At 48.3% G+C, this 24,602-nt stretch carries 18 protein-coding genes; 13 read left to right on the top strand and 5 right to left on the bottom strand.

Translation table 11 applies throughout. From position 1 onward, the window contains the following. Window positions 1-47: 47 nt before the first annotated feature. On the bottom strand, window positions 48-911 hold the full coding sequence (locus ACYQ1O_RS02145; RefSeq protein WP_459989960.1) for a fumarylacetoacetate hydrolase family protein: 864 nt from the start codon (window positions 909-911) through the stop codon (window positions 48-50). 100 nt (window positions 912-1,011) lie between these two features. Here ACYQ1O_RS02145 and rpe point away from each other — a divergent pair, with 100 nt between their 5' ends. The 3 genes from rpe to ACYQ1O_RS02130 all read left to right on the top strand — a co-directional run bounded on the left by rpe (window position 1,012) and on the right by ACYQ1O_RS02130 (window position 3,875). Then, the gene (rpe, locus tag ACYQ1O_RS02140) at window positions 1,012-1,683 is read left to right on the top strand and encodes a ribulose-phosphate 3-epimerase (RefSeq protein WP_459989959.1); all 672 of its coding nucleotides are present in this window, start codon (window positions 1,012-1,014) and stop codon (window positions 1,681-1,683) included. A 124-nt stretch (window positions 1,684-1,807) separates the two neighbouring features. Next, window positions 1,808-3,298: an anthranilate synthase component I gene (gene trpE, locus ACYQ1O_RS02135; RefSeq protein ID WP_459989958.1), complete on the top strand. Its 1,491-nt coding sequence runs from the start codon at window positions 1,808-1,810 to the stop codon at window positions 3,296-3,298. After that, entirely contained in the window at window positions 3,291-3,875 is a 585-nt protein-coding gene (locus tag ACYQ1O_RS02130) for an anthranilate synthase component II (RefSeq protein WP_459989957.1), read from the top strand. The genes trpE and ACYQ1O_RS02130 overlap by 8 nt, the downstream gene beginning before the upstream one ends. Here the strand turns inward: ACYQ1O_RS02130 and ACYQ1O_RS02125 are convergent. Next, window positions 3,864-8,810 carry an EAL domain-containing protein gene (locus ACYQ1O_RS02125; RefSeq protein ID WP_459989956.1) on the bottom strand — a complete coding sequence of 1,649 codons (4,947 nt, stop codon included), beginning with the start codon at window positions 8,808-8,810 and terminating at the stop codon, window positions 3,864-3,866. The two genes, ACYQ1O_RS02130 and ACYQ1O_RS02125, sit on opposite strands and share 12 nt — an antisense overlap. A gap of 267 nt (window positions 8,811-9,077) precedes the next feature. Between ACYQ1O_RS02125 and ACYQ1O_RS02120 the strand changes: the two genes are divergently transcribed. The 6 genes from ACYQ1O_RS02120 to ACYQ1O_RS02095 all read left to right on the top strand — a co-directional run bounded on the left by ACYQ1O_RS02120 (window position 9,078) and on the right by ACYQ1O_RS02095 (window position 13,933). Then, the gene (locus tag ACYQ1O_RS02120) at window positions 9,078-9,980 is read left to right on the top strand and encodes a DUF3014 domain-containing protein (RefSeq protein WP_459989955.1); all 903 of its coding nucleotides are present in this window, start codon (window positions 9,078-9,080) and stop codon (window positions 9,978-9,980) included. A gap of 189 nt (window positions 9,981-10,169) precedes the next feature. Next, on the top strand, window positions 10,170-10,745 hold the full coding sequence (locus ACYQ1O_RS02115) for a TerD family protein (RefSeq protein WP_459989954.1): 576 nt from the start codon (window positions 10,170-10,172) through the stop codon (window positions 10,743-10,745). Window positions 10,746-10,818: 73 nt separating this feature from the next. Then, window positions 10,819-11,394, top strand: coding sequence for a TerD family protein (locus tag ACYQ1O_RS02110; RefSeq protein ID WP_459989953.1), 576 nt, complete (start codon window positions 10,819-10,821; stop codon window positions 11,392-11,394). A 28-nt stretch (window positions 11,395-11,422) separates the two neighbouring features. After that, window positions 11,423-12,028: a TerD family protein gene (locus tag ACYQ1O_RS02105; protein ID WP_459989952.1), complete on the top strand. Its 606-nt coding sequence runs from the start codon at window positions 11,423-11,425 to the stop codon at window positions 12,026-12,028. 6 nt (window positions 12,029-12,034) lie between these two features. Then, the gene (locus ACYQ1O_RS02100) at window positions 12,035-13,054 is read left to right on the top strand and encodes an ATP-grasp domain-containing protein (protein ID WP_459989951.1); all 1,020 of its coding nucleotides are present in this window, start codon (window positions 12,035-12,037) and stop codon (window positions 13,052-13,054) included. A 366-nt stretch (window positions 13,055-13,420) separates the two neighbouring features. Further along, window positions 13,421-13,933, top strand: a complete 513-nt coding sequence (locus ACYQ1O_RS02095) for a general stress protein (protein WP_459989950.1) — start codon at window positions 13,421-13,423, stop codon at window positions 13,931-13,933. Between the two features lie 69 nt (window positions 13,934-14,002). Here ACYQ1O_RS02095 and htpG read toward each other — a convergent pair whose 3' ends face one another. The 3 genes from htpG to ACYQ1O_RS02080 form a co-directional block, all read right to left on the bottom strand. Continuing rightward, a complete protein-coding gene (htpG, locus tag ACYQ1O_RS02090) occupies window positions 14,003-15,964 on the bottom strand; it encodes a molecular chaperone HtpG (protein WP_459989949.1) in 1,962 nt (653 codons plus the stop codon). 147 nt (window positions 15,965-16,111) lie between these two features. Next, window positions 16,112-17,083: an L-threonylcarbamoyladenylate synthase gene (locus tag ACYQ1O_RS02085; protein ID WP_459989948.1), complete on the bottom strand. Its 972-nt coding sequence runs from the start codon at window positions 17,081-17,083 to the stop codon at window positions 16,112-16,114. Window positions 17,084-17,088: 5 nt separating this feature from the next. Next, window positions 17,089-17,439 (bottom strand): FUN14 domain-containing protein, encoded by a 351-nt coding sequence (locus ACYQ1O_RS02080; RefSeq protein ID WP_459989947.1) that lies wholly within the window; start codon window positions 17,437-17,439, stop codon window positions 17,089-17,091. Between the two features lie 256 nt (window positions 17,440-17,695). Here ACYQ1O_RS02080 and ACYQ1O_RS02075 point away from each other — a divergent pair, with 256 nt between their 5' ends. From ACYQ1O_RS02075 to ACYQ1O_RS02060, 4 genes are read left to right on the top strand one after another with little or no spacing between them, the layout of a single operon-like run. Further along, window positions 17,696-20,533: an SNF2-related protein gene (locus ACYQ1O_RS02075; protein WP_459989945.1), complete on the top strand. Its 2,838-nt coding sequence runs from the start codon at window positions 17,696-17,698 to the stop codon at window positions 20,531-20,533. 5 nt (window positions 20,534-20,538) lie between these two features. Next, window positions 20,539-21,810, top strand: a complete 1,272-nt coding sequence (locus tag ACYQ1O_RS02070; protein ID WP_459989944.1) for an RNA-binding domain-containing protein — start codon at window positions 20,539-20,541, stop codon at window positions 21,808-21,810. 8 nt (window positions 21,811-21,818) lie between these two features. Then, the gene (locus ACYQ1O_RS02065; protein WP_459989943.1) at window positions 21,819-22,910 is read left to right on the top strand and encodes a PDDEXK nuclease domain-containing protein; all 1,092 of its coding nucleotides are present in this window, start codon (window positions 21,819-21,821) and stop codon (window positions 22,908-22,910) included. After that, window positions 22,907-24,598 (top strand): site-specific DNA-methyltransferase, encoded by a 1,692-nt coding sequence (locus ACYQ1O_RS02060; protein ID WP_459989941.1) that lies wholly within the window; start codon window positions 22,907-22,909, stop codon window positions 24,596-24,598. The genes ACYQ1O_RS02065 and ACYQ1O_RS02060 overlap by 4 nt, the downstream gene beginning before the upstream one ends. Window positions 24,599-24,602: the final 4 nt, after the last annotated feature.

Below are 24,602 nucleotides of genomic sequence, written 5' to 3'. Positions count from 1 at the left end.
GTTAAAGTTATGCTACTGGGCGTTGTGGCATATCTCCGGTTTTGCCGTTAAAAGGCGGCAGATTCGCTAATCACCGTGTTTGACAACACACCAATTTTGGCAATCTCCACCCGCACTGTCTGGCCTACCCGCAAATAACCGCGCGGTGACATTTTTACACCCACGCCGCTGGGTGTGCCGGTGCTAATCACATCGCCAGGTTCTAAGGTCATCGCTTGCGATAAGTAGGCAACCATTTCATAGCAGTTGAACAGCATGTGCTGGGTGTTGGAGTTTTGCCGCAGTTCGTCATCGACCCACGTTTTAATGTCCAAATCATGCGGGTCGCCGATTTCATCAGCGGTCACCAACCACGGGCCTAGGGGGCCGCAGGTGTCGAACGATTTGCCGATCATCATGGTGGGCGAGCGGATTTGCCAGTCGCGTACCGACACGTCATTGGCAATCGTAAAACCGGCAATCACCTCATGGGCTTTTTCAAGTGGTACGTGCCGACAACGCTGACCAATCACAAACGCCAATTCGCCTTCATAATCCAATTTATCAGACACCAGCGGTTTGTGGATAGCGTCGCCATGCCCAATCACGCAGGTGCTTTGTTTGGTAAAAAAACTCGGATATTCAGGGCGTTCTTTGCCGGTTTCGGCGATATGGTCAGGGTAGTTGAGGCTGATCGCCAAATATTTGCCCGGTCTTGGCACGGGCGCGTGCAATTGCACGCCACTTAGGGCCAATCGATATTTGCCGCTGTCTATCAAGGTTTGTAACGCGGTTGACGCGGCTTGGCCTGCGTTAAGAAAGGTGATCATGTCTGTCGGTAGTTGCGGGTCGCCCAAGCCGTCAACAACGTGGTCGCCGACCAATGCGCCGATGCGGGTTTGCTGGTGTTGGGTAAAAGTTACCAGTTTCATCTTTTTAGCTTTCCGGTATGATGTGAAATTGAATGATTGATAGGCAAAAAGCCAACAAAAAGAAGATATAATAACTAAATTTAACTACGAGGATTAGACCATGAACGAAAACTGGATTGCCCCTTCCATTTTGTCCGCCAATTTTGCCAAATTGGGCGAAGAAGTTGATAACGTTTTGGCGGCGGGTGCTGATGTTGTCCACTTTGATGTAATGGACAACCATTTTGTACCTAACTTGACCATTGGGCCATTGGTCTGTGAAGCGTTGAGAAAACACGGTGTGACTGCGCCTATCGACGTGCATTTGATGGTTGAACCCGTTGACCGCATTATTCCTGACTTTGCCAAAGCCGGTGCCAGCATCATCACTTTCCATCCAGAAGGTTCTGTGCATATCGACCGTACTTTGCAATTGATTAAAGACTGCGGTTGTAAAGCCGGTTTGGTCTTTAACCCAGGCACACCTTTGCACCATTTGGACTACGTCATGGACAAATTGGACATGATCTTATTGATGTCGGTCAACCCAGGTTTTGGTGGTCAATCGTTTATCCCTTCGGCGTTGGACAAATTGCGCGAAGTCAGAAAACGTATCGACGACAGCGGCTTTAACATCCGTTTGGAAATCGACGGCGGTGTTAAAACCGACAACATCCGCGCGATTAAAGCAGCGGGTGCTGATACTTTTGTAGCGGGTTCCGCCATTTTCGGCAAACCAGACTACAAACAAATCATTGACGAAATGCGCGCAGAATTGGCATTAGCGGTTTAATCGCCCGTATCATTGCTATCCGCAGGAGTGAAAAACGTGTTTTTTCACTCCGCGTCAGTAAAGCACTGCCAGTTTTTCGGAAAATAACAAAAACATCATCGCGTTCACATACCCCACAAGCAGCATGACTGAACAACAATTCCTCCACTATGCCCAGCAGGGCTACAACCGTATCCCGGTTTGCCGCGAAGTGCTGGCGGATTTGGACACGCCCTTAAGCGCGTATCTCAAATTGGCCGATGGCGCGTATTCGTATTTATTTGAATCCGTGCAAGGTGGGGAACAATGGGGCCGTTATTCGATCATCGGCCTGCCTTGCCAAACCGTGGTGAAAATCACCGGCACACAGATTTCCGTTGAATGTGCGGGCGACGTGTTGGAAAGCCTCAGTCATGATAATCCGTTAGTTTGGATAGAAAATTTTAAGGCGCGCTATAAAGTCCCCGATATTGCCGAGCTGCCGCGTTTTAATGGTGGTTTGGTCGGTTATTTTGGTTATGAAACCATTGCCTATATCGAGCCGCGTCTCGCTAAACACAATAAACCCGATGCCATTGGCGCACCGGATATTTTGCTGATGGTTTCCGAAGAAATTTTGGTCTTCGATAACCTGTCCGGCAAAATGCTGTTGTTGACCCACGGCAATCCCGAAGAAGCCGATGCCTATGCCCGTGCGCAAGTCCGGCTGAAAGATTTGGCGGTTAAGCTGCGTGATGTCCAGGTTAAGGCGCGTCAGCACAGCCAGCCCAAACAGGTGAAGGAAGAAGATTTTATTTCTGGCTTTACCCAACAAGGTTACGAAGCGGCGGTGCTGAAAGCCAAAGACTACATTAATGATGGCGACATCATGCAAGTGGTGTTGTCGCAACGGATGAGCATCCCGTTTACCGCCGAGCCGCTCAATCTATACCGTTCCTTACGTTGCTTAAATCCGTCGCCGTACATGTTCTTCCTGAATCTGGGTGATTTCCATATTGTTGGTTCGTCGCCAGAAATTTTGGTGCGCTTGGAAGACGATACCGTCACCGTTCGCCCCATCGCCGGTACGCGCCGGCGCGGCTTGACACCCGAACAGGATTTGGCTTTAGAGCAAGATTTGCTGGCTGATCCGAAAGAAATTGCTGAGCATTTGATGTTGATCGATTTAGGCCGCAACGACACCGGTCGCGTCGCCGAAATCGGCTCGGTACAGTTGACCGACAAAATGATTGTCGAGCGTTATTCACATGTGATGCACATTGTATCCAACGTGACCGGCACGCTAAAAAAAGGTAACAATGCGTTTGATGTCCTATCGGCAACCTTTCCTGCGGGAACGGTTAGCGGTGCGCCGAAAATCCGCGCCATGGAAATCATTAATGAGTTGGAACCCGTCAAGCGTGGTATTTATTCCGGCGCAGTGGGTTATATCGCGTGGTCGGGCAATTTGGACACAGCGATTGCGATCAGGACAGCCGTCATCAAAGACGGGGTATTACATATCCAAGCCGGTGCGGGCATTGTTTACGATTCCGTACCCAGAAGCGAATGGGATGAAACCATGAACAAAGGACGCGCGATTTTCCGCGCCGTGGCAATGGCAGAAGCCGGATTGGCAGGAGAACAAAATGACTAAAGTCGTCATGGTTGATAATTATGATTCGTTCACTTACAACTTGGTGCAGTATTTTGGCGAGTTGGGTGCGGATGTCACGGTCGTGCGGAATGACCAAGTGTCCGTTGAGGATATTGCCGCTTTAGCACCTGATAAAATTGTCATTTCACCAGGCCCTTGTACACCAAAAGAAGCCGGCGTGTCGGTGGACTGTATTTTAAAATTTGCCGGAAAAATTCCGTTGTTGGGCGTGTGCTTAGGGCATCAAAGCATTGGTTATGCGTTTGGCGGCAATATTATCCATGCCAAAAGCATCATGCATGGCAAAACCTCGGCGGTTTACCATAACGATGTCGGCGTGTTTGCCGGATTGGGCAACCCGTTTACCGCAACCCGCTACCATTCTTTGGTTATCGAGCAGTCCAGTTTGCCGGATTGTTTGGAGGTGACGGCTTGGACGCAAGACGTGTCTGGGAATCTGGATGAAATTATGGGCGTGCGCCATAAAACCTTGGATATTGAAGGTGTGCAATTCCACCCGGAATCTATCTTGACCGAACACGGTCATGACTTGCTAAGAAATTTTTTACAGCGCTAAGGTTTCTGGCTGATAGGGCAGGTTGGCAAAGTCGATGCTGCCTTGTTTCAGTAAGCCAGGTACATTTTCGCTGGGAATGGCAGGGCTAAAGAAGAAGCCCTGCATCACATCACAGCCCAATGTTTTAATCGCATAGGCTTGTTCAACCGATTCAACACCTTCTGCAATCATGCTGTAGCCTAAGCTTCTTGCCAAGCCAATAATGGTTTCCAATAGCAAAGATGAATGCGGGTTGAGCAAAACATCATCAATAAAGACCTTATCGATTTTTAGGCAATCTAACGGTAGTTTCTGTAACGAGGCCAAACAGGAAAAGCCTGTGCCAAAATCGTCTATGGCGATGGATACGCCTAATGCCCGCAGTTGTTTTAGGGTTTCGATATTGCTTTTGGTTTGCATGGTCGACTCCGTCACTTCCAAGCCTAAATATTGTGCAGGGATATGGTTGACGGCGAGTAGCTTTTTAACGGTGCTGACGAGGTGGGCATCTTGAAAATGTGAAGGCGATAAATTAACCGAGACCCTTGTTAGCGGTATGCCTTGCTTTTGCCATTGGGCGAGTTGTTCACAAACGGTTTTTAATGCCCAATTGCCTAATTCCACAATCAGCCCAAGTTGTTCTGCCAGGCCAATAAAATGCCCCGGCAAGACCATCTCCACTTCCGTGCGTTGCCAGCGCACCAAAGCTTCCAGCCCGACCAGTTTGCCGGTAGACATGGAAAGCTGCGGTTGGTAATGGATAACGAACTTGCCTTCCTTCATCGCCATGCGTAAGCGCTGTTTCGACTCGCGGCGTTGGCTGGCCTGATAGGCCATATCGTAAGAATAAAACACATAGCAATGTTTGCCTGCCTGTTTGGCGGCGTACATCGCCATATCTGCGGCTTTGATAAGTTCGCTTTCGCTTTCCCCGTCGCGCGGATAAATGGCAATGCCGATGCTGACATTGGGGTTGAGCATGATTTCGTTGATGGGCAAAGGTTCGCACACTTTACGTAAGCAACGGTCGGCAACTTCGGCGGCGTCGGTATCGTTATGGATATTGGTGACGAGAATGCAAAACTCATCACCGCCTAAACGGGCGACAAAATCAACTTCCCGCGCAACAAAAGCCAGCCGGTTGGCAACACCTCTTAGGAAGGCGTCGCCAATATTATGCCCATAAACATCATTCACCTCTTTAAAACCATCCAAATCCAAAAACAAAAAGGCAAATTGGTCTGAGTGGCGTTCAGCGGCTTTGATAATGCCTTCGATGCGTTCATGGTAGTAGGTGCGGCTGGCTAAGCCAGTTAAATTATCGTAATAAGCCAAACGGTGGATTTGTGTTTCCGCTTCTTTTTGGCGGCTAATATCTTGCACCGTGCCAGTTACGATAGTTTCATTTTTATCGATGATGACTTCAATTTCTTGGTGGACAGGCAGAATATCGCCGTTAGCGGATTGCAGCCGGTATTCGATGCCTTCGGGTGGATTGCCGCTCACGGTCGCCTCAATGATCTCTTTGACCTTTTCAAGGTCTTCCGGCACCACACATTTTAAGTAGCCATCTAACGTGTCTTCGAATTGCTCAAGGCTAATGCCGCAAAGTTCCGCCAAATGTACGGAGATATGGAAGACATTTTTCTCGGTATACCAAATCCAATAGCCTAAACGGGCAATGCGTTGCGCGGAGGTCAGGGCTGCCAGCGTGGTCAATTGCAAGCGGCTGTTGCGCAGTTCGGCGGCGTTTTGGCTGGAGCGGAGAATGAAATACAGGCGGTTGACCAAAATAGGGTAGGTGATGGGCTTGATGATAAAGTCGGTTGCGCCCGCTTCAAAAGCCAAGTTGACAGAGTGGGTGTCGCCTAAGCGCGTCAACATGACGACCGGTACATCTTGCATGTCCTCTTCGGCTTTGAACAATTGGCAGGTTTCAAAGCCGTCCAAGCCTTCCATTATCGCGTCGAGCAAAACAATGTCGGGCGTGTGCTGTTTGGCGAACTCTATCGCTTGCGCGCCATTTTCCGCTTCGATAACAAAGAAAGCCGATGCGCGTAAAGCTTCAGCGGTGATTAAGCGGAAGCCCGTGTCATCGTCCACCAATAGTACGCGGATTGCCCGTCCGTGGATTTGCGGCAAGGCGGTTTGCGTGGTGAAGCCAGGGTCAATTTCTTTACGCAAGGCATCGAACAATTTGGGTAAGTCCGCTTGCATGGAATTCAGTAATGTTTCTGCGCCCTGCAATTGACCTTGAAAGCCCAATATTTCCAATGAGGCGGCATAATTGGCCATTAAATCCGCACCCAGATTGGCGCAAGATGATTTAAAGCTGTGGGCTTTTTGTGCCAACGTCAAGGCATCCTGGATGAGAAATGCCTCTTGCATGTCGGCAATTTCTTTTTCGGCTTTGCCTAAGAATATTTCGATGGCTTTGTTGAGCAAGCTGCTGCCGGTTGATGTGCTGAGCTGGCGAAGGTTTTCCAGGGCGCCAGGGTTCAGTCTGATGCCGGCTGACTGCCCATAAAGGTTGTTAAGTCGGGGTGCTTCATTGGTTTCGGGGTGGTTGCTTGGCAACCATTTTTGCAAGACATCGCGTAACTGCTGGCTGCTGAAGGGTTTGCTGAGATAGCCGTCCATGCCTGCCGACAAGCATTTTTCGACAATGCCTTTTTGCACGTCGGCGGTCAGGGCAATAATGGGTACGCGGGAATGGACGGGCAAGGTTTCTTCATGTTGACGGATGAGTTTTGCGGCTTCAAAGCCGTCAATTTCCGGCATATGGCAATCCATTAACACCACATCGAAGCGGTGTTCCATCACTGCCGCTACCGCATCTTTACCTGTACCCACCACTTCGCTTTGGCAACCTAATGCACGCAGAATGCCCATTTCAACTTCTTGGTTGATGGTATTGTCTTCGGCAAGCAGGATTTTTCCGGTCAGTTTGCCTTTGTTGTGTTCCAATGCGCCGAGATCGCCCCGCTGCTTGCCCAACATCTCTAGTAAGCAATTTAGTAGCTTATGCTGTGTAACCGGTTTGTTGAGGAAATAGTTAATGCCGAGCTGTTCGTTATTGTTGTCCGACAAGCCGATGGCGTCGGAGCTTAGGATGGCAATGGACAAGGTTGGAATTGCCGTGTCGGAATGGATGGCTTTCAATAATGAATAGCCGCTCATCACCGGCATACGCCAGTCAATTAAGGCAATGCTGAACGGTTTGTTTTGCTGTGCCGCTTGCGACAAATGCTTAAGGGCTTGCGCACCGTTCGTCGCACATAAACAGTTGATGCCCCAGCGGGTGAGCTGGTCGCGTAGGATGGCTTGATTGATGATGTTGTCGTCCACCACCAGCACCGACAAGCCTTGTAAGGCCGATACTTCTGCTTTCGGAATGCTGGCTTGGGCAATTTGTTTCAATGTTAACGTGAAATAAAAGCGCGATCCTTTGCCCACTTCGCTTTGCAATTGCAAGTCACCACCCATCATTTCGACCAGTTGCTTGGAGATGGCCAAACCTAAGCCTGTGCCGCCAAAGCGGCGGGTTGTTGAACCGTCCGCTTGGGTAAAGCTTTCAAAAATAAGGTTTTGTTCGGCTTCGGCAATGCCAATGCCCGAATCGATAATTTCAAAACGTAAGTTTAGGTTTTGGTCGGAATCGTTTGGCTTCAAGCTGGTAACAATCAACTGCACTTCGCCATTTTCGGTAAACTTGATGGCGTTACCAAGCAGGTTGACCAAGACTTGACGCAGCCGTTCGGCATCGCCGCGCACTACGCAGTTGAGTTCGTGCGGTAAATCCAAAATGAGTTCCAGCCCTTTTTGGTGGGCTTGGGTGGACATCATCTCGGCGGTTTCCTCCAATAAATGGCGCAAATCAAACTCGTTGACCAACAGCTGGAATTTGCCTGCTTCAATTTTGGAAAAGTCCAAAATATTGTTGATGATGCCCAATAACGATTCTGCAGAGCGGTAAGCGGTTTGTGCCAAGCGTTTTTGGTGCAGGTTAAGTTCGGTGTTGAGTAACAGTTCGGTCATGCCCAACACACCATTCATGGGGGTGCGGATTTCATGGCTCATGGTGGCTAAAAATTCGCTTTTGGAGCGGTTGGCTGCTTCGGCTTTTTCGGCAAACAAATAGGCTTGGTCCATTTGCTGTTGCAAATCGCGGGTGCGGTCTGAGACCAGTTCTTCCAGGGTGGTCAAGTAAGATGACATGGCGGTTTGGTAACGCGCCAAATCTTTGGACATGGTGTTGAAGGCAATGGCAAGTTCACCAATTTCATCATCCGAGGCAATATTCAACTCGCGCCCAAAATCGCCTTTGGCAATCACTTGGGTAGCCAGCACCAGTTTTTTGATAGGTCGGGTAATACGCCGTGACTGCCAAACGGTCAGAAAAAAACTTAATAAAATAACGATGGGCGCAATCAAAAGTGCTTTCAGCATGAATAGCTGGGCATCTTGATAAAGCCGCTCTTGGCTAATGCCCAGTTGGATATAGCCAATGACTTGCGGGGTTTGCTGGTCAGAAGCGGCAAAATAGATGGGGCTGGCAAAGTCGGAAAAAACTTTTCCGGTTTTTTCATCGCTATACTTTTTGGACTGGCTGCTGGCAGCCGCTTCGGCCATGGATAGCTTGGGTATGGATTCAAGCGACTGGTAATTGTGCTGGCTTAGCAGGCGTCCATTTTTGTTAAAGATATTCAGGTAAGCAAGATCAGGATTGCCGTCGTCTATGTCTTGAATGGCATGGTTTATCATGCCAAGGTTTTCAGTGTGGACAGCATTTTCGATAGATTTTGCCAGCATGGCGGTAATTTGTGTGCCTTGTTGGGCAAAATGCTTGGAAGCATCAACAAATTGTTGCCAAGATACAAAGCCGCCGGTTAATAAGGCGGTAAGCATAATCAGAAAAATAGTCAGTAAATTAAACTTTGTCCCTATTGATTTCATGATTGGCGCAAGCTAAATAAGTGGTGAGGATGGCAATTGATCGCCCCTGAATATTTAAGATTATTGTAATCTTCTTACTACAGAACGAAAGGAAGATTTTCCCCTAATGGGCCTATTTTTCTTGATGTATACAAATGCTTGATTGATGCCATGAAAAACCCGACAAAATTGCCTTAAAATGGCTAATAATCAAGTAATATAAGCTTGATTTGTTAAAAACCAAACAAACAGGCAGTAGGCCTGAAATTATCAACGGAGACTTTACAAATGGGGCGTTACGATCAATCCCGCAGCAAACAACCCGTTCGGCAAACAACGCCAAGGGAACGTAAACGTTCGGGTGTCCACATACTGACAGTGCTGGTATTGATGATGTTATCCGCCGCAGGCGGTTTCTATTTTGCTAAGTTTTCTGAACATTACGAGCTAGCGCCTGAAGCGCGCAATTGGTTGTCTTTTTTGCAAAATCCAGCCGCTTCCCAAACGGAAGAATCCGAAGGGGAAACAGCGACAACAGCATTGCCCGTCGGCGATGGCGAACAGCTGGAAAAAATCACCCCGCCGGAAGAGGATGTGATATTGCCAGTATTGGAAAAAAGCGATATTTGGTTGCGTCAAGCCTTGCTCGGCTTATCGCCCGGATTGGCGCAGTGGTTGGATAAAGACCAATTGTTAATGGCTTACCTGACTATCGCAAATGACACTTCACAAGGTTTGCGTACGGACAAGCATGTGCGCTTCCTAAAACCCGACCAAGCCTTTGCGGTGGCGGAAGATGGACAAGGCCCGTTTATCGCGGGCGAAAGCTATCACCGCTACGATACTTGGGTGGCGGCCATTAATGCTCTGGATATTCAAGCCACCTTGAAGCTATATAAAAAAGTACGGCCTTTGCTGCAACAGGGCTTTGCTGAGTTTGGTTATCCAGAAGGGACAAAATTGGAGGCGATATTCAATAAGGCAGCTGCAGAGATTTTGGCGGCACCCGTCATCGAAAGACGCGTCTCCGTTATCAAAAAAAATGGCTATTACCGTTATGCCGACCCCAATCTTGAGGCCGCTAATCCCTTGCATAAACAAATGCTACGTATGGGACCAGAAAATACCCGTATTATTAAAAACAAGCTCAGGCAACTTGCCGATGGGTTGATTGTCATCAACCTAGAATGAATAGCGTGGCTGTTTGGCAATCACTAGGCAAAATCAGGATTAAACGGTTATGATACCGGTTTAACCGTTGCTGGGTATTCATGGCCTACCATCGGTAAATGCTTAATTATTATGCTTGTCTTCCTCTATTTTTTACTAACGGGCAGGTTCGGGCCGCTCGCGCAGAACGTTACTGACGGAGATTGATTTATGGGTATTTCACTAAACAAAGGCGGCAACATCAGCCTGTCAAAAACCGACCCTAATTTAAAAAACATTATCGTTGGCTTAGGTTGGGATACGCGCGCCACCGATGGTGCCGACTTTGACTTGGATGCCAGTGCTTTCATGGTTAAAGAAGACGGTAAAGTACGGTCAGATAGTGATTTTATCTTCTACAACCAAATGCGTTCCACTTGCGGTTCGGTGGAACACACCGGCGACAACCGCACCGGCGTGGGCGATGGTGACGACGAAGCCATTATTGTGCAATTAGATAGAGTACCGGCAGACATCCAAAAAATTGCTTTTACGGTCACTATCCACGACGCTGATGTCCGTAAGCAAAACTTCGGGCAAGTCGCCAGCGCTTATGTGCGCGTTGTTAATAAAGATAGTCAGGTTGAAGTGGCTCGCTACGATTTAAGCGAAGACGCCTCGATTGAAACAGCTATGATCTTCGGCGAAATTTACCGCCACAGTGGCGAATGGAAATTCCGTGCCGTCGGTCAAGGGTATGCGGGTGGCTTAAGTGCGTTGGCGCGCCAATATGGTATTAATGTTTAAGCAATGGCTTTAGCCACACAAGCAGTCAAAAATAAACCAAAAATCAAATTTATAAATAATTAAGGAGACCGACATGGCAATATCACTCGTTAAAGGCGGCAACGTCAACTTAAGCAAAGAAGCCCCTGGCTTAAACAAAATTATCGTCGGCTTAGGCTGGGATGCCCGCGCCACTGACGGCTCCGCATTCGACCTTGATGCCAGCGCTTTTTTAGTGAAACTGGATGGAAAAGTCCGCTCTGATGCCGATTTTTGCTTCTTTAACAACAAAGTGGTTGCCGATGGTGCGGTGCAGCATTTGGGTGATAACACCACCGGTGTTGGCGATGGCGATGACGAAGTGGTTAAAGTTGAATTGGCAAAAATACCGGCTGATCTCGACAAAGTGGTTTTCACTGTAACCATCTACGATGCCGAAACGCGCCGTCAAAACTTCGGTCAAGTCAGCCATGCCTACATCCGCATTGTGAACGAAGAAGGCGGTCAAGAAATCGCTCGCTACGACTTAAGCGAAGATGCTTCCATCGAAACAGCGATGATCTTCGGCGAAATTTACCGCGTTGGCGCAGAATGGAAATTTAAAGCTGTTGGTCAAGGCTTTGCCGGTGGCTTAGGGCCTTTGGCGCAGTCATTTGGTGTTAACGTTTAATCACTCAGGCAATCCTTAGGAAGCACTTATGGGCATCAACTTACAAAAAGGCCAAAAAATTTCGCTCGTCAAAGAATCCGGCGGCAGCTTAAGCAAAGTGGTCATGGGTTTGGGCTGGGATGCCAAAGCCAGCGGCGATAAAAAAGGTGGTATGCTGGGTGGCTTGTTTGGCGGCAGCAGTGGCGGTGCTTCGATAGATTTGGACGCCTCTTGCGTCATGTTTGACGACAACAAAAAAGTGGTCGATACCGTGTATTTTGGCCATCTGAAAAGCAAAGACGGTAGCGTCACCCACACCGGCGACAACCGCACGGGCGATGGCGATGGCGACGATGAGCAAATCTTGGTTGATCTCGACAAAGTGCCTGCTAACGTGAAATCTTTGGTGTTTACCGTCAATTCCTTTACCGGACAAACCTTCGATTCGGTTGAAAACGCCTATTGCCGTATCCTTGATGTGAGCAGCAAAGCTGAAGTGGCACGTTATACGCTCAGTTCACAAGGCTCGCACACCGCGCAAATCATGGCGAAAGTCTACCGCCACAACGGCGAGTGGAAAATGCACGCCATCGGCGAAAACGGCACGGGCCGTACTATTGAAAACCTGTTGCCGCAAATTATTGTGCATTTGTAAGCCTGCATGAGAATTTGGTTCAACAAAACGTTTTCCACTATTAGTGCAGTGTTTAACAATCTTCGCCTGAACGCCAAGTCAGGCGAAGTGACTATCATATGCACCCACAATCACAGCAACGCCGCCGCTTTTATTGCAGCTGATGAAAGCTATCTGGAGCCGCATTTAACGGGCGAAGCTTATCTGGATTGGTGCGTAGAGTTTTGCCAAAGCCAGCGTATCGGTTTGTTCTGGCCTGGCAAAGAAGCTGCGCTTATCAGCCAGCATCATGACCGTTTCCACGCCATAGGCACACAAGTTATGTCCGTTGCCGACGCTGAAACCTTAAGCTTGCTGGATAACAAAGCCGAGTTTTACGCAGCATTGCCACCTGAAGTTGCCCAAACGATGGAGTTTATCGCCGTCAATAATCTGGGTGATTTCAATCAGGCAGTGCAGCAATTGTCCAAACGCCATGGCAGTTTGTGCATTAAGCCTGCTGTTTCTGTATTTGGCCTAGGTTTCCGCATTCTTGATACGGAACGGGACAGCATCACCCATTTGCTTAAAGGCGTGGAATACCAAATTCCGCTGGCGGAACTCCGCCAAGGCATGGTCAATACCCGTTGTTTTGGCACACTTTTGGTCATGGAACATCTTGCCGGCCCTGAATGGAGTGTCGATTGCGCCGGACGGCACGGCGAACTGCTCTGTGCTGTGCAACGCAAGAAATCTCCGCTTGCTGGTCATGGTCAAGAAATCGACAACAATCCTGAAATACAAGGCATGGTCGAACGCTTGGCGGCGCATTACCGTTTGAATGGTTTGTTCAACATTCAGTTTAAAGAGGGCAAAAATGGACCGCGCTTGTTGGAAATCAATCCGCGTTCATCGGGTGGTTTTGGTATGGCGTGTCTGGCGGGTGTTAATCTGGCTAGGGTGGCTTTGCAGGCATTTAACGGTGAAAAAGTTGTTGTGCCTCGCATTGACTATGGCTTGCGTGTTACTGAAGTGGGAACCCCTGTCGTGTTGCGGAGTGTGGGTTAGCGGTTTGGCGGCTGGCATATTGGAAAAAGACGGATATGTCAGCCCGCGTTTTGATGGATTCTGCAACGGCGTAGCCAAGCGTTTTAAAGTATTGAGGCCATAACCCGTGTTTGTTTGTGGCGGTTTTTTCTTAAAATCATAACAAAATTATTTTGTTGTCTTGCGTTTGGCCTGACCCTAAAAAGGGTTGGGTGAAACATTTCCTATCGGCTTGAACATCCGTATCTAATTGATAGTCGCATAACTGTCAGCTGATCCATCTCTAGGCATATGCCTAACATCAACCGCCGCGCAAACCCTGTCTGTACGAAACGGTGGGCTGCGCGAAAACGGTTACCATCCACCCAAGACGACAAGGATACAAAAATGACGACTGCAACCGAGAACAGCATCATCTCCATTTACGACACCCACGCCGAAGCCGAAGAAGCCATTAAGGCGCTCAACCAGCTGGGTTTTGATATGCAAAAACTGTCGATTATCGGCAAAGGCTACCAAACCGAAGAACACCCAGTCGGCTTTTATACCCACGGTGACCGCATCAAATCATGGAGCGGTATGGGCGCGCTCTGGGGTGGTTTCTGGGGCATGCTGTTTGGCCCGGCGGTGTTTTTTATACCCGGCATCGGCTTGGTTGCCCTTGCGGGCCCGATAGTCACTGTGTTGGTGGCGGGCTTGGAAAGTGCCGCTGTCGTTGGCGGTTTGTCGGCACTGGGGGCGGCACTCTACAACACCGGCGTCGCTGAAGAAGATGTCATTAAATACGAAACGGCACTGATCGCCGACAAATTCGTAGTGATCCTACATGGCTCGGCAGAAGAAACCGAAAAAGCCCGCGAATTGTTGGACTCACTAAAAGCCGATAATAACAACAGATAAAAACGGTTTTTTACAAACAAAAAAGGCCGGAAAATCCGGCCTTTTTCGCTAAATCAACAAGCGTTTCGTTTAGTGCAACAAACCTTGCAGCAAGCCGTTCAACTTGTGGACAAACGCCGCAGGATCATCCAAATGCCCGCCTTCTGCCAAGATAGCTTGGTCGAACAGGATGTGGGTCAGATCACCAAAACGGGCATCGTCTTGCTCGTTTTTCAGTTTTGCTACCAACGCGTGGGTTGGGTTCAGCTCAAAAATTGGCTTTCTGCCGAAATTCATCGACTGTCCGGCTTCTTTCATGATGCGTTCCATGTTCAAGCTCATGCCGTACACGTCAGATACCAAACACGCTGGCGATTCAGTCAAACGGTGGCTTAAGCGCACTTCACTGACTTTATCCGCCAACACGTCTTTAATTTGCTTCAACACGCTTTCGAAATCTTGGGTTACTTCTTCTTGGGCTTTTTTATCTTCTTCGGTTTCGCCCAATTCGCTTAAATCCAACTCGCCTTTAGCGACCGATTGCAAATGTTTGCCGTCGAATTCGCTTAATGAAGAAATCAGCCATTCGTCGATGCGGTCAGACAGCAACAACACTTCAATGCCTTTTTTGCGGAAGATTTCCAAGTGCGGGCTGTTTTTAGCAGCGGCAAAACTGTCAGCAGTGACGTAATAGATTTTTTCTTGGCCTTCTTGCATACGGCTCACGTAAGCCTCAAAGCTCACTTCTTGGCTGTCGGAATCGGTATGCGTAGAGTTAAAGCGCAACAATTTGGCAACGCGGTCTTTGTTACTGTGGTCTTCCACCGGGCCTTCTTTGATGACATTGCCGAATTCTTTCCAGAAAGTCGCGTATTTTTCTGGCTCGTTTTGCGCCAAACCTTCCAACATGCCCAGCACTTTTTTCACTGCGCCGGATTTGATGTTGCTGATTTGTTTGCTTTGTTGCAGGATTTCGCGCGACACGTTCAGTGGCAGTGAGTTGGCATCAATCACACCTTTGATGAAACGCAAATAACGCGGCATCAATTGTTCGGCATCATCAGTGATGAAGACTTTTTTGATGTACAGTTTTACGCCGTGTTTGCTATCACGATCCCACATGTCGAACGGCGCACGCGCAGGTACATACAATAATAAGGTGTACTCGTTGCTACCTTCCACTTTGCTATGCACATGCACCAACGGGTCTTGGTAGTCGTGCGAAACGTGTTTGTAGAATTCGTTGTAATCGCTATCAGAAATTTCTTGGCGAGATTTTGTCCACAAAGCCGAAGCGCTGTTGATAGTTTCTTCAACAATTTCTGGTTCAGCTTTGACTTTTTCCGCTTTTTCTTCGCCTTCTACCGCCTCATCTTCGTCATCAAAATCCATTTCTGGCGTGACGTCTTTGTCCATCACAATCGGCAAAGAGATATGGTCAGAGAATTTTCTTACTACTGAACGGATGCGGTAACCGTCCAAAAACTCGTCTTCGCCTTCGCGCAAATGCAAGATGATTTCCGTACCGCGTGTGGCTTTATCCACTGATTCAATGGTGTAATCGCCTTCGCCTGCCGATTCCCAACGCACGCCTTCGCTGCTGTCTGCGCCGGCTTTGCGGGTGATTAACGTGACTTTATCGGCAACGATAAACGCTGAGTAGAAACCCACACCAAACTGACCGATCAGCTCGCTGTCTTTGGCTTGGTCGCCCGTTAAGGCATCAAAAAATTGTTTGGTGCCGGATTTGGCAATCGTGCCGATATGTTCCTGCACTTCTTCGCGGGTCATGCCGATACCGTTGTCGATAATGCTGATGGTGCGTTGTTCTTTATTGAATTCCAAGCGGATTTTTAGATCGCTGTTGCCTTCGTACAAGCTGTCGTTAGACAAAGCCAAAAAGCGCAATTTGTCAGACGCGTCAGAGGCGTTGGAAATCAGCTCGCGCAAGAAAATCTCCTTGTTGCTGTACAAGGAGTGGATCATCAAATGCAGCAGATGTTTTACTTCGGTTTGAAAGCCTAGGGTTTCTTTTTGTGCTTCAACAGTCATGGTTTTTTCCTGAACTAAAAAGAGTGTTTGGGTTTCAGGCGATGTGGGGGCGAGGTGGATTTTTTTCAAGGAGGGATGGGTTGATGGCGGAAAATTGCCAGCGATGCGGAGTGAAAAACCTGTTTTTCACTCCAAAAAACGGAGCGACTAAGACAATCGAACCGTCGCTTTCCCCAGACGATCGTTAACGGCGCGCCAAGCCTCATCGACCGGCGGTTGTTCAACCAAAATCACATCCAATTGCAGACTATCGAGCTTTCTTAGCGAAGCGTACAGCGCTTGTGCATAAACATCTGCCGCCAGCGGCATCAGAATTTGTGTGTTGGCTGGCGAGGTTTGCGCTTGCCAAACCATCAGGCCGACTTTTTTGCCTTGCGCGGTCAACTGCCGGTAAGCGTCTGCCAAGTCGTCAGTTGCGCACAACACCGCCCGCGTCGCCGGCGCGTAATGCACGTCCATCATGCCCGACGTGCGGACTTGGCTGGCGGCAGCGACAAGCACGCTTTCCCCCAAGACCGATTCAATGGCGGCGCGGCTGATTTGCCCAGGCCGCAGCAAGTTGGGTTGTGCGCCACTTAAATCGACAATCGTCGATTCCACGCCCACTTGGCAAGCCCCGCCGTCTAAAATCAAATCCACCGCATCGCCCAATTCTTCGGCGACATGGCTTGCAAGTGTGGGGCTAATTCGGCAATAACGGTTGGCTGACGGCGCGGCAATGCCGCCGCCGAACGCCTGCAACAACTGCAAGGCCACCGGATGGCTGGGCATCCGCAGGCCAACCGTCTGTTGACCGCCCGTCACCTCCAACGGCACCTGCGCTTGTTTAGGTAAAATGATCGCCAAAGGCCCCGGCCAAAATTGTTCGGCAAGTTGATAAGCGGCATCGGGAATGTGTTGCGCCCACGTATTCAAACCGCTCAGATCGCCAATATGGACAATCAACGGATGGTCGGCAGGCCTGCCTTTGGCGGCAAAAATGCGCCGCACCGCCTCGGGGTTGGCGGCATCGGCACCTAAGCCGTAGACCGTTTCGGTCGGGAAAGCCACCAAGCGGCCTTGTTGCAGCAACTGGACGGCGGCAGCCAGCGCATCAGCATCTGCCAAGCGAATTTGCATGACCATCAACCGATTTTAAAACCCATAAAAAATCCCGCCGCCCCGCTCACGCCTTTGCTGGTGATGCTTGACAAACGGTGGATTAAAAAATCGCCCGACGATTTAGCAACATCGGTTGCTGCGCTGGCGGCACTTTGCAATTGCGCGTCGCTGATTGAGACAATACCGTAATATTCGCTAGCAAACAGCATTACCACCGCCGCGCCGCCAATAAACAACGCAAAACGCAGCATTTTTTTGGCGAAATAACCGACCGCCAGGCCGATGATAAACGGCGCACCGACATTGCCGAGCAAAAAGGCGGAAGAGAAAATATCGGGGGAGGGTGAAGTGGTAATAAATGTTGTTGGAGTCATAGGCTTAACAGAAGGATTGGCGAAAACAGCGGGTTTATGTGTTAGATTACAAATAAATCGACATTATATAAAAGCCTTGATAGTTACAAACAATTAAAGTGCACTGTGGTATCCGGCTTAAAGGCAATGTTCAATGATGTTTGGGAGAATACTGACTGTATTTCACATAGAGCCAAACTCTGGGTGCTGATAAATTTGTTATGCTGTATATAAACATTTAGCCCATGAATTCTCTATTATTTAAGATGGAATACTGATGTATACCGCTCACCAAAAAGCTTATTTTGCTTACTGGCTAACACTGGAAGGTAAAGCCGAAGAATCGCTGACCCAAATTATTGCCAGCGCAAAAGTTGATATGAACCCCCATCAAGTTGAGGCTGCTTTGTTTGCGTTAGCTTCTCCACTTTCAAATGGCGCTATCCTCGCTGATGAAGTAGGTCTTGGTAAAACCATTGAGGCTAGTTTGGTTTTGGCTCAAAAATGGGCGGAACGTAAACGTAAGCTTTTATTGATTGTACCTGCCACCTTACGCAAGCAGTGGAGTCAAGAACTAGAAGAAAAATTTTGCCTGCCTTCACGGATTCTCGAAGCCAAAAATTTTAACGCCTTATTAAAATCAGGGGTAAACAATCCCTTTATTGGCGAAGAATGTGTGGTGATTTGTTCTTATGAATTTGCAGCCCGTAAAGACTCTGAATTAAGAAGTGTCCCTTGGGATATGGTGGTGATGGATGAAGCCCACAAATTGCGTAATATCTATAAGACCGACGGTGCAAAGACGGCTAAAAAGCTAGATAGCGCTTTAAAAGGTCGGCCTAAGATCATGCTATCTGCCACTCCCTTACAAAATAACCTACAGGAACTTTACGGCCTTACCTCCATTATCGATCCGCATTTTTTCGGTGACCTTGACTCATTTAAAGCCCGTTACTGCCGTCCAAAACTGGATGAGGCTGAATTTGCCCTGTTACGTTCAAGGTTAAAAAAAATATGCAGGCGCACCTTACGCAGACAAGTTCAAGAAGAAGGCGGAATTAAGTTTACCCGCCGTTATTCAATGACTGAAGATTTTCGGCCTGGAGAAGAAGAATTACAGCTTTACAGCCAAGTATCGGGCTATTTGCAACAAGATGATTTGCTGGCAATTAAACCAGGTGCCCGCCATTTGGTAACCTTGGTTATCCGTAAAATCCTGGCTTCTTCCGCCTATGCCATCGCAGGCACGCTGACAACCATGATTGATCGGTTGGAAAAAAAACTGCCGTTGCTTGATGCGTTACAAGATTACGACGCGATGGATGATCTAGCAGACGAAAATGATGTAGAAGATGCTGATTCAATAGACCCGCAAGCCTTACAGGCAGAAATTGATAAACTTAAAGATTTTAAACAACTCGCCAGCAATATTACCCAAAACTCCAAATTTGATGCCTTGTTAAGGGTATTAGGCAAAGCATTTGATTTTACAGAGCGGTTAGGTGGTGCGCGTAAAGCGGTTATTTTTACCGAATCTGTCCGTACCCAAACATGGCTCCGCGAGCATTTAAATATGCAAGGCTACCTTGGCCAGTTAGTGTTGCTGAATGGTAGCAACAACGATTTGGATTCAAAGCATATTTACCAAAATTGGTTGAAAAAACACCAAGGCTCGTCGCGTATATCCGGTTCAAAAAGTGCTGATATGAAAGCCGCGCTGGTTGATAAATTTCGTGAAGATGCCTGTATTATGATTTGTACCGAAGCTGGAGCCGAAGGTATTAACTTACAGTTCTGCTCATTAATCATCAATTACGACCTGCCTTGGAATCCACAACGGGTCGAACAGCGGATCGGTCGTGTACATCGATACGGACAAAAACACGATGTTGTCGTGGTGAATTTCATCAATAAAGGTAATCGTGCTGATGAACGTGTCTTTGAGCTGCTAAACCTGAAGTTTCAATTATTTGAAGGCGTATTTGGTGCCTCCGATGAAATTCTTGGTTCCATAGAATCGGGTGTTGATATTGAGCGGCGTATCCATGACATTTACCAAAAATGCCGCAATGACGAACAAATTGAAGAAGAATTTAATCGCTTGCAAGCCGAATTTTTAAATGTCTTGGAAGCGCGTTCACAGGATACCCGCCGATCATTGCTGGAAAACTTCGATGTTGATGTCGTCAAACGGTTAAATTTGCGCCGCGAGGCAACTGAACAACACCTCAACGATTATCAACAACGCTTATTGCATCTGGCTCGTATGTCTTTACCGGACATGCCATTTAATGAACATGGCTTTTTTTATACCCCGCCTGGCTCAACTGAAGGTCATTGGTATGACGTTGATTGGCAACGAGCCGATGAATTGGATGCCAAATTTTTTCGCCCCAATGAAGGTTTGGGTAAAGACTTAATCGAACAGGCAAAAGCTGAATTAGATCATGCGTGCCGGACTGCAACCCCGGTAGAGCTGGTGTTTGAATACAATCCCCAGGGCAATGGACAATATTCGGATTTAAGGGAACTGTTCGGCCAATCCGGTGAGCTGGTACTGGAAAAGCTGACTATAGAAACCAGCAAACAAACCATTGAACATCTGTTGTTGACGGCTTGCTCAGAAGCAGGTGAAGAACTCCCCGCCAAAACTATTGACCGGCTGCTAGAATTGCCCGTTCAAGAAATCAAACCGGATGCGAAACTCAATAAAAAGGCACTATTGGATAATCAGCTCAAGGAGCTTGCGGCGGAAAAGCTAGCCGCCGCCGAAAAAGACAACGAACGTTATTACGACGAAGAAACCGAAAAGCTGGATCGCTGGGCGGATGACCGGCTTATTGCCTTGAATATCCATATCAAACAACTGGATCAGGAGATCAAGGACGCCCGTAAAGCCTCCAGGCAACTGCCGACACTGAAAGAAAAAATGGAAGCAAAAAAATTCCTCAAACAGCGGGAACGGGAACGAGACCAGCTGATGCTAAATTATCATGAAGAAAAGAAGAAAATCGAAGCTGAAGAAGACCGATTATTGACAGACATTGAGGCAGCCCTTGAAATGCAGCAGCACCGTGAACACCTGTTTACCATCCGTTGGCAATTAGTAGGGTAATCGATATGATAAAAACCATCGAACTGGTTCGGGAACTGGTCTACCAAATCCGATTGGGGGAAGATACAGGCTATGAATTCAAAGCCTTAGTGATTGAAGGCGGGAAAGTCAAAAGCCCCCAGCGTGACAGCATTGCCGATGAAGTGGCGGCTTTTGCCAACGGCAGCGGCGGCATTTTAGTGTTGGGCATTAATGACAAAACCCGTGCTGTTGAAGGCATTGCCCAGGAACACCTTGATACAGTCGAACAATGGCTGACCAACTTAGCCCAAGCCATCAAGCCGCCAGTGCTGATTGAAACCCGTCTCGTCGAAATCCCCGACCTTCAAGGCAATCTCAAACCCGTGATCTGGGTAAAAATTCCCAGAAGCCTTTTTGTGCATTTAAGCCCCAACGGTTATTTCCATCGTTCAGGGTCAACCAAACGAGAAATGTCGCCCGAATTATTGGCGCGATTGTTCCAGCAGCGCAGCATGGTGCGCTTCATTCGCTTTGACGAACAAGCCGTGCCGAATGCCCACCTTGAGGTTATCGACCCTGCCTTGAAAGCCCGTTTTCTGCGTGGTGATTTGCCCGAACGGATGCAGCTAAAAAAGCTTTATTTGATGTCGGAAAATGAAGAACAACAACCCTGTTTGACCGTCACTGGCGTATTGCTTTTGACGGCTCGCCCCGCTGATTTTTTGTCATCAGCTTATGTGCAATGTGTCGCCTACAATGGCACTGAGCGCAACGCAGAATATCAGCTCGATGCCCAGGATTGCGAAGGATCGGTCGATAGCCAGATTCAACACGCTTTCAACTTTGTTAAGCGCAACATGAAGACCGAAGCGGTCAAACGCCCAGGCCGTATCGACATCCCGCAATATGATCTTGGCGCGGTGTACGAAGCCATCGTAAACGCAGTGGCGCACCGGGATTACGCCCTCTACGGCAGCCGTATCCGCTTGCATTTATTCAGCGATAGGCTGGAACTGAGCACACCCGGCGGCCTGCCAAATACCCTAACAGTAGACAGCATGGACGCCAACAGCATCACCCGCAATGAAACACTGGTCAACCTGCTGAGCCGCTACTTTCCCGCTGATCCGGTCAGCAAACGTCAGAACATGATTGAGCGGCGCGGTGAAGGCGTACCTACCATCCTAAACGCCAGCGAGCGGCTATCAACCCGCAGCCCACTTTACGAACAAACTGAAAATACCGAACTGAAACTGACCATTTACGCAGCAAGCCGGGCAGTGAATGGACTGATAGCACAGTTCAACGACGAATAAGGCGCAATATGGATAGCTTAACCAACGCCGAACTCATCAACCGTATCCGTGAGATTTGGGATAACGCTCGGCAGCAGGCCGTGCGCTCCGTCAATTCCGCGCATGTCTGTGCCAACTGGCTAATTGGCAAACAAATTGTGGAAGCGGAACAAGGCGGTGAACAGCGGGCCGAATATGGCAAAACCCTGATAAATTCATTGTCAAAACAGCTTACTGATGAATATGGCAGTGGTTTTTCGGTTTCATCACTTAAATACATGCGTGCATTTTTTCTTAGTTATCCGGCGTTGTTAACAAAAAGCCACGCACTGCGTGACCAATTGGCCGATCAAGATCAAAACGCTTGGCAACCCGGTCTGCTGCATTCCGGTTTATCATGGACGCATTATCGTACCTTGCTGAAAGTTGAACGCCAAGAAGCGCGGGATTTCTATGAAATTGAAGCCATCCGTAGCGGCTGGTCGGCCCGGCAACTGGAACGGCAGATTACCTCCTTGCTGTTTGACCGTTTGCTCAAAAGCCGGGATAAAGACGGTGTATTGGCGTTGGCAAGCCAAGGCTTGCAAGCAACGCAAGCTATTGAAATCATCAAAGACCCTTATGTGCTGGAGTTTCTCAATCTACCTGAAGCTACCCAATGGCATGAAAGCCAATTGGAACAGGCGCTACTGCAACAATTACAGGATTTTCTGCTGGAGCTAGGTAGCGGCTTCGCCTTTGTGGGGCGGCAAATGCGGCTGACTTTAGAGGGCGACCATTTCTACCCTGACTTAGTGTTTTATCACATCAAATTAAAATGTTATGTCGTGATTGATCTCAAAATCGGCAAGCTTGACCATGCTGATCTGGGGCAAATGCAACTGTATGTCAATTATTATGATCGTGAAATAGCCAGTAGCGACGACAACCCGACCCTTGGCCTGATTTTATGCAGCGAAAAAAATGATGCCGTTGTGCGTTATGTTTTGGGTGAGCGTAACACCCAAATTTTTGCCAGCCGTTACCAGCTTTACTTGCCGACCGAAGCCCAGTTGCAGGCGGAACTACGGCGCGAGCTGGATCAACTGGCATTATCCATCCCCACACTAAAAAACTCATGAGCAAAAAACAAAAACTGGAACTGACTTGGATTGGCAAAGACAAACGCCCGCGTTTGGAGCCGCGTATCCTGTTGGAAGACAAAACCCTGTCTTACCGTGCCGATGCGCTAATCGGTTCTGCACAGGCGGAAATTCCGTTCACCGACCAAGACAGCCCGCCGCAGAATTCCTACGATAATCTGCTGATTCAAGGCGATAACTTGCTGGCGCTTAAAGCCCTTGAACAGCAATACGCCGGAAAAGTGAAATGCGTGTTTATCGACCCGCCGTACAACACTGGCAGTGCGTTCACCCATTATGACGATGGCCTGGAGCATTCGCTGTGGTTGTCGCTGATGCGCGACCGCTTGGAAGCGATTCGGACGCTGCTGGCTGAGGATGGTTCGCTATGGATTACCATTGATGATAATGAAGCGCATTATTTGAAGGTGTTGTGTGATGAGGTGTTTGGGCGGGGGAATTTTGTGGCAAATGTGGTTTGGCAGAAAAAATCGTCACCGTCTAATGATGCCAAATGGATTTCAGATAATCATGATCATATTATTGTTTTTGCAAAAAATAAAAGCATCTGGCGACCTATCAAGCTAGAGAGATCAGACGCTCAAAACGCAATTTATAAAAACTCTGATGAACATGATGGAGTAGATTCAAATGGAAAAACTTATGGTCGTGGCACTTGGTTTGCTGGGGATATGACAGTAAAAACTATAAGTGAAAATGCTTTGTATGAAATTACGACACCATCTGGTCGAAAAGTAAAACCAGCTGATGGTCGGGCTTGGGTCTATTCAAAACAAAAATTTGAAGAATTGTGTGCTGACAATAGAATTACTTTTGGTAAAGATGGCAACAACAAGCCTTGCATCAAAAGATTTCTGACTGAAGTAGAAGAATCGAAAATTGTGCCAAAATCAGTCTGGCTTTATGAAGAAGTTGGTGAAAACAGAAATGCTCGCCAAGAAGTTAAGAAATTTAATTCTAAAGAGCCGTTTTCAACGCCTAAGCCAGAGCGATTAATTGAACGTATTTTACACATTGCCACTACTCCAAGCGACCTAGTCCTAGATTCCTTCGCAGGCTCCGGCACCACGGGCGCAGTTGCCCATAAAATGGGTCGCCGCTGGATCATGGTGGAGCTGGGCGAGCATTGCCACACCCACATCGTGCCGCGCCTGAAAAAAGTCATCGACGGCGAAGACCAAGGTGGCATCAGCAAAGCCGTCAACTGGCAAGGTGGCGGTGGTTTCCGGTATTTCCGCCTCGCGCCTTCCCTGCTGAAAAAAGATAGCTGGGGCAATTGGGTTATCAATAAAGCCTACAATGCCGAAATGCTCAGCGAAGCGATGTGTAAACATATGGGCTTTCACTATGCGCCCAGCCGGACGCATTTCTGGCTGCACGGGCACAGCACCGAAACCGATTTTATCTACGTCACCACGGGTAGCCTGAGCCATGACCAGCTTAAGGTCATCAGCGATGAGGTCGGCGACAGCCGCACCTTGCTGATCTGTTGTAAGGCGTTTATGGCAGATACCAACGCCTTTACCAATCTGACCTTAAAAAAGATTCCGCAAGCCATTTTAAACAAGTGCGAGTGGGATCATGACGATTACAGTTTCAGTCTGAATGTGCTGCCGGATGATGAGGTTTTGGCTGACGCGCAGATTTCAGATAACGAAGATGCCTAACTCA

The sequence above is a fragment of the Methylosoma difficile genome (assembly GCF_054657615.1).
The sequence above is the reverse complement of the archived record's forward strand: the minus strand, read 5'-3'. Positions and strand labels throughout refer to the sequence as shown.

Excerpts from the sequence above, each read along its gene's own strand:
- ACYQ1O_RS02145 (WP_459989960.1), bottom strand. The coding sequence starts at position 911 with ATGAAACTGGTAACTTTTACCCAACACCAGCAAACCCGCATCGGCGCA.
- rpe (WP_459989959.1), top strand. The coding sequence starts at position 1,012 with ATGAACGAAAACTGGATTGCCCCTTCCATTTTGTCCGCCAATTTTGCC.
- trpE (WP_459989958.1), top strand. The coding sequence starts at position 1,808 with ATGACTGAACAACAATTCCTCCACTATGCCCAGCAGGGCTACAACCGT.
- ACYQ1O_RS02130 (WP_459989957.1), top strand. The coding sequence starts at position 3,291 with ATGACTAAAGTCGTCATGGTTGATAATTATGATTCGTTCACTTACAAC.
- ACYQ1O_RS02125 (WP_459989956.1), bottom strand. The coding sequence starts at position 8,810 with ATGAAATCAATAGGGACAAAGTTTAATTTACTGACTATTTTTCTGATT.
- ACYQ1O_RS02120 (WP_459989955.1), top strand. The coding sequence starts at position 9,078 with ATGGGGCGTTACGATCAATCCCGCAGCAAACAACCCGTTCGGCAAACA.
- ACYQ1O_RS02115 (WP_459989954.1), top strand. The coding sequence starts at position 10,170 with ATGGGTATTTCACTAAACAAAGGCGGCAACATCAGCCTGTCAAAAACC.
- ACYQ1O_RS02110 (WP_459989953.1), top strand. The coding sequence starts at position 10,819 with ATGGCAATATCACTCGTTAAAGGCGGCAACGTCAACTTAAGCAAAGAA.
- ACYQ1O_RS02105 (WP_459989952.1), top strand. The coding sequence starts at position 11,423 with ATGGGCATCAACTTACAAAAAGGCCAAAAAATTTCGCTCGTCAAAGAA.
- ACYQ1O_RS02100 (WP_459989951.1), top strand. The coding sequence starts at position 12,035 with ATGAGAATTTGGTTCAACAAAACGTTTTCCACTATTAGTGCAGTGTTT.
- ACYQ1O_RS02095 (WP_459989950.1), top strand. The coding sequence starts at position 13,421 with ATGACGACTGCAACCGAGAACAGCATCATCTCCATTTACGACACCCAC.
- htpG (WP_459989949.1), bottom strand. The coding sequence starts at position 15,964 with ATGACTGTTGAAGCACAAAAAGAAACCCTAGGCTTTCAAACCGAAGTA.
- ACYQ1O_RS02085 (WP_459989948.1), bottom strand. The coding sequence starts at position 17,083 with ATGCAAATTCGCTTGGCAGATGCTGATGCGCTGGCTGCCGCCGTCCAG.
- ACYQ1O_RS02080 (WP_459989947.1), bottom strand. The coding sequence starts at position 17,439 with ATGACTCCAACAACATTTATTACCACTTCACCCTCCCCCGATATTTTC.
- ACYQ1O_RS02075 (WP_459989945.1), top strand. The coding sequence starts at position 17,696 with ATGTATACCGCTCACCAAAAAGCTTATTTTGCTTACTGGCTAACACTG.
- ACYQ1O_RS02070 (WP_459989944.1), top strand. The coding sequence starts at position 20,539 with ATGATAAAAACCATCGAACTGGTTCGGGAACTGGTCTACCAAATCCGA.
- ACYQ1O_RS02065 (WP_459989943.1), top strand. The coding sequence starts at position 21,819 with ATGGATAGCTTAACCAACGCCGAACTCATCAACCGTATCCGTGAGATT.
- ACYQ1O_RS02060 (WP_459989941.1), top strand. The coding sequence starts at position 22,907 with ATGAGCAAAAAACAAAAACTGGAACTGACTTGGATTGGCAAAGACAAA.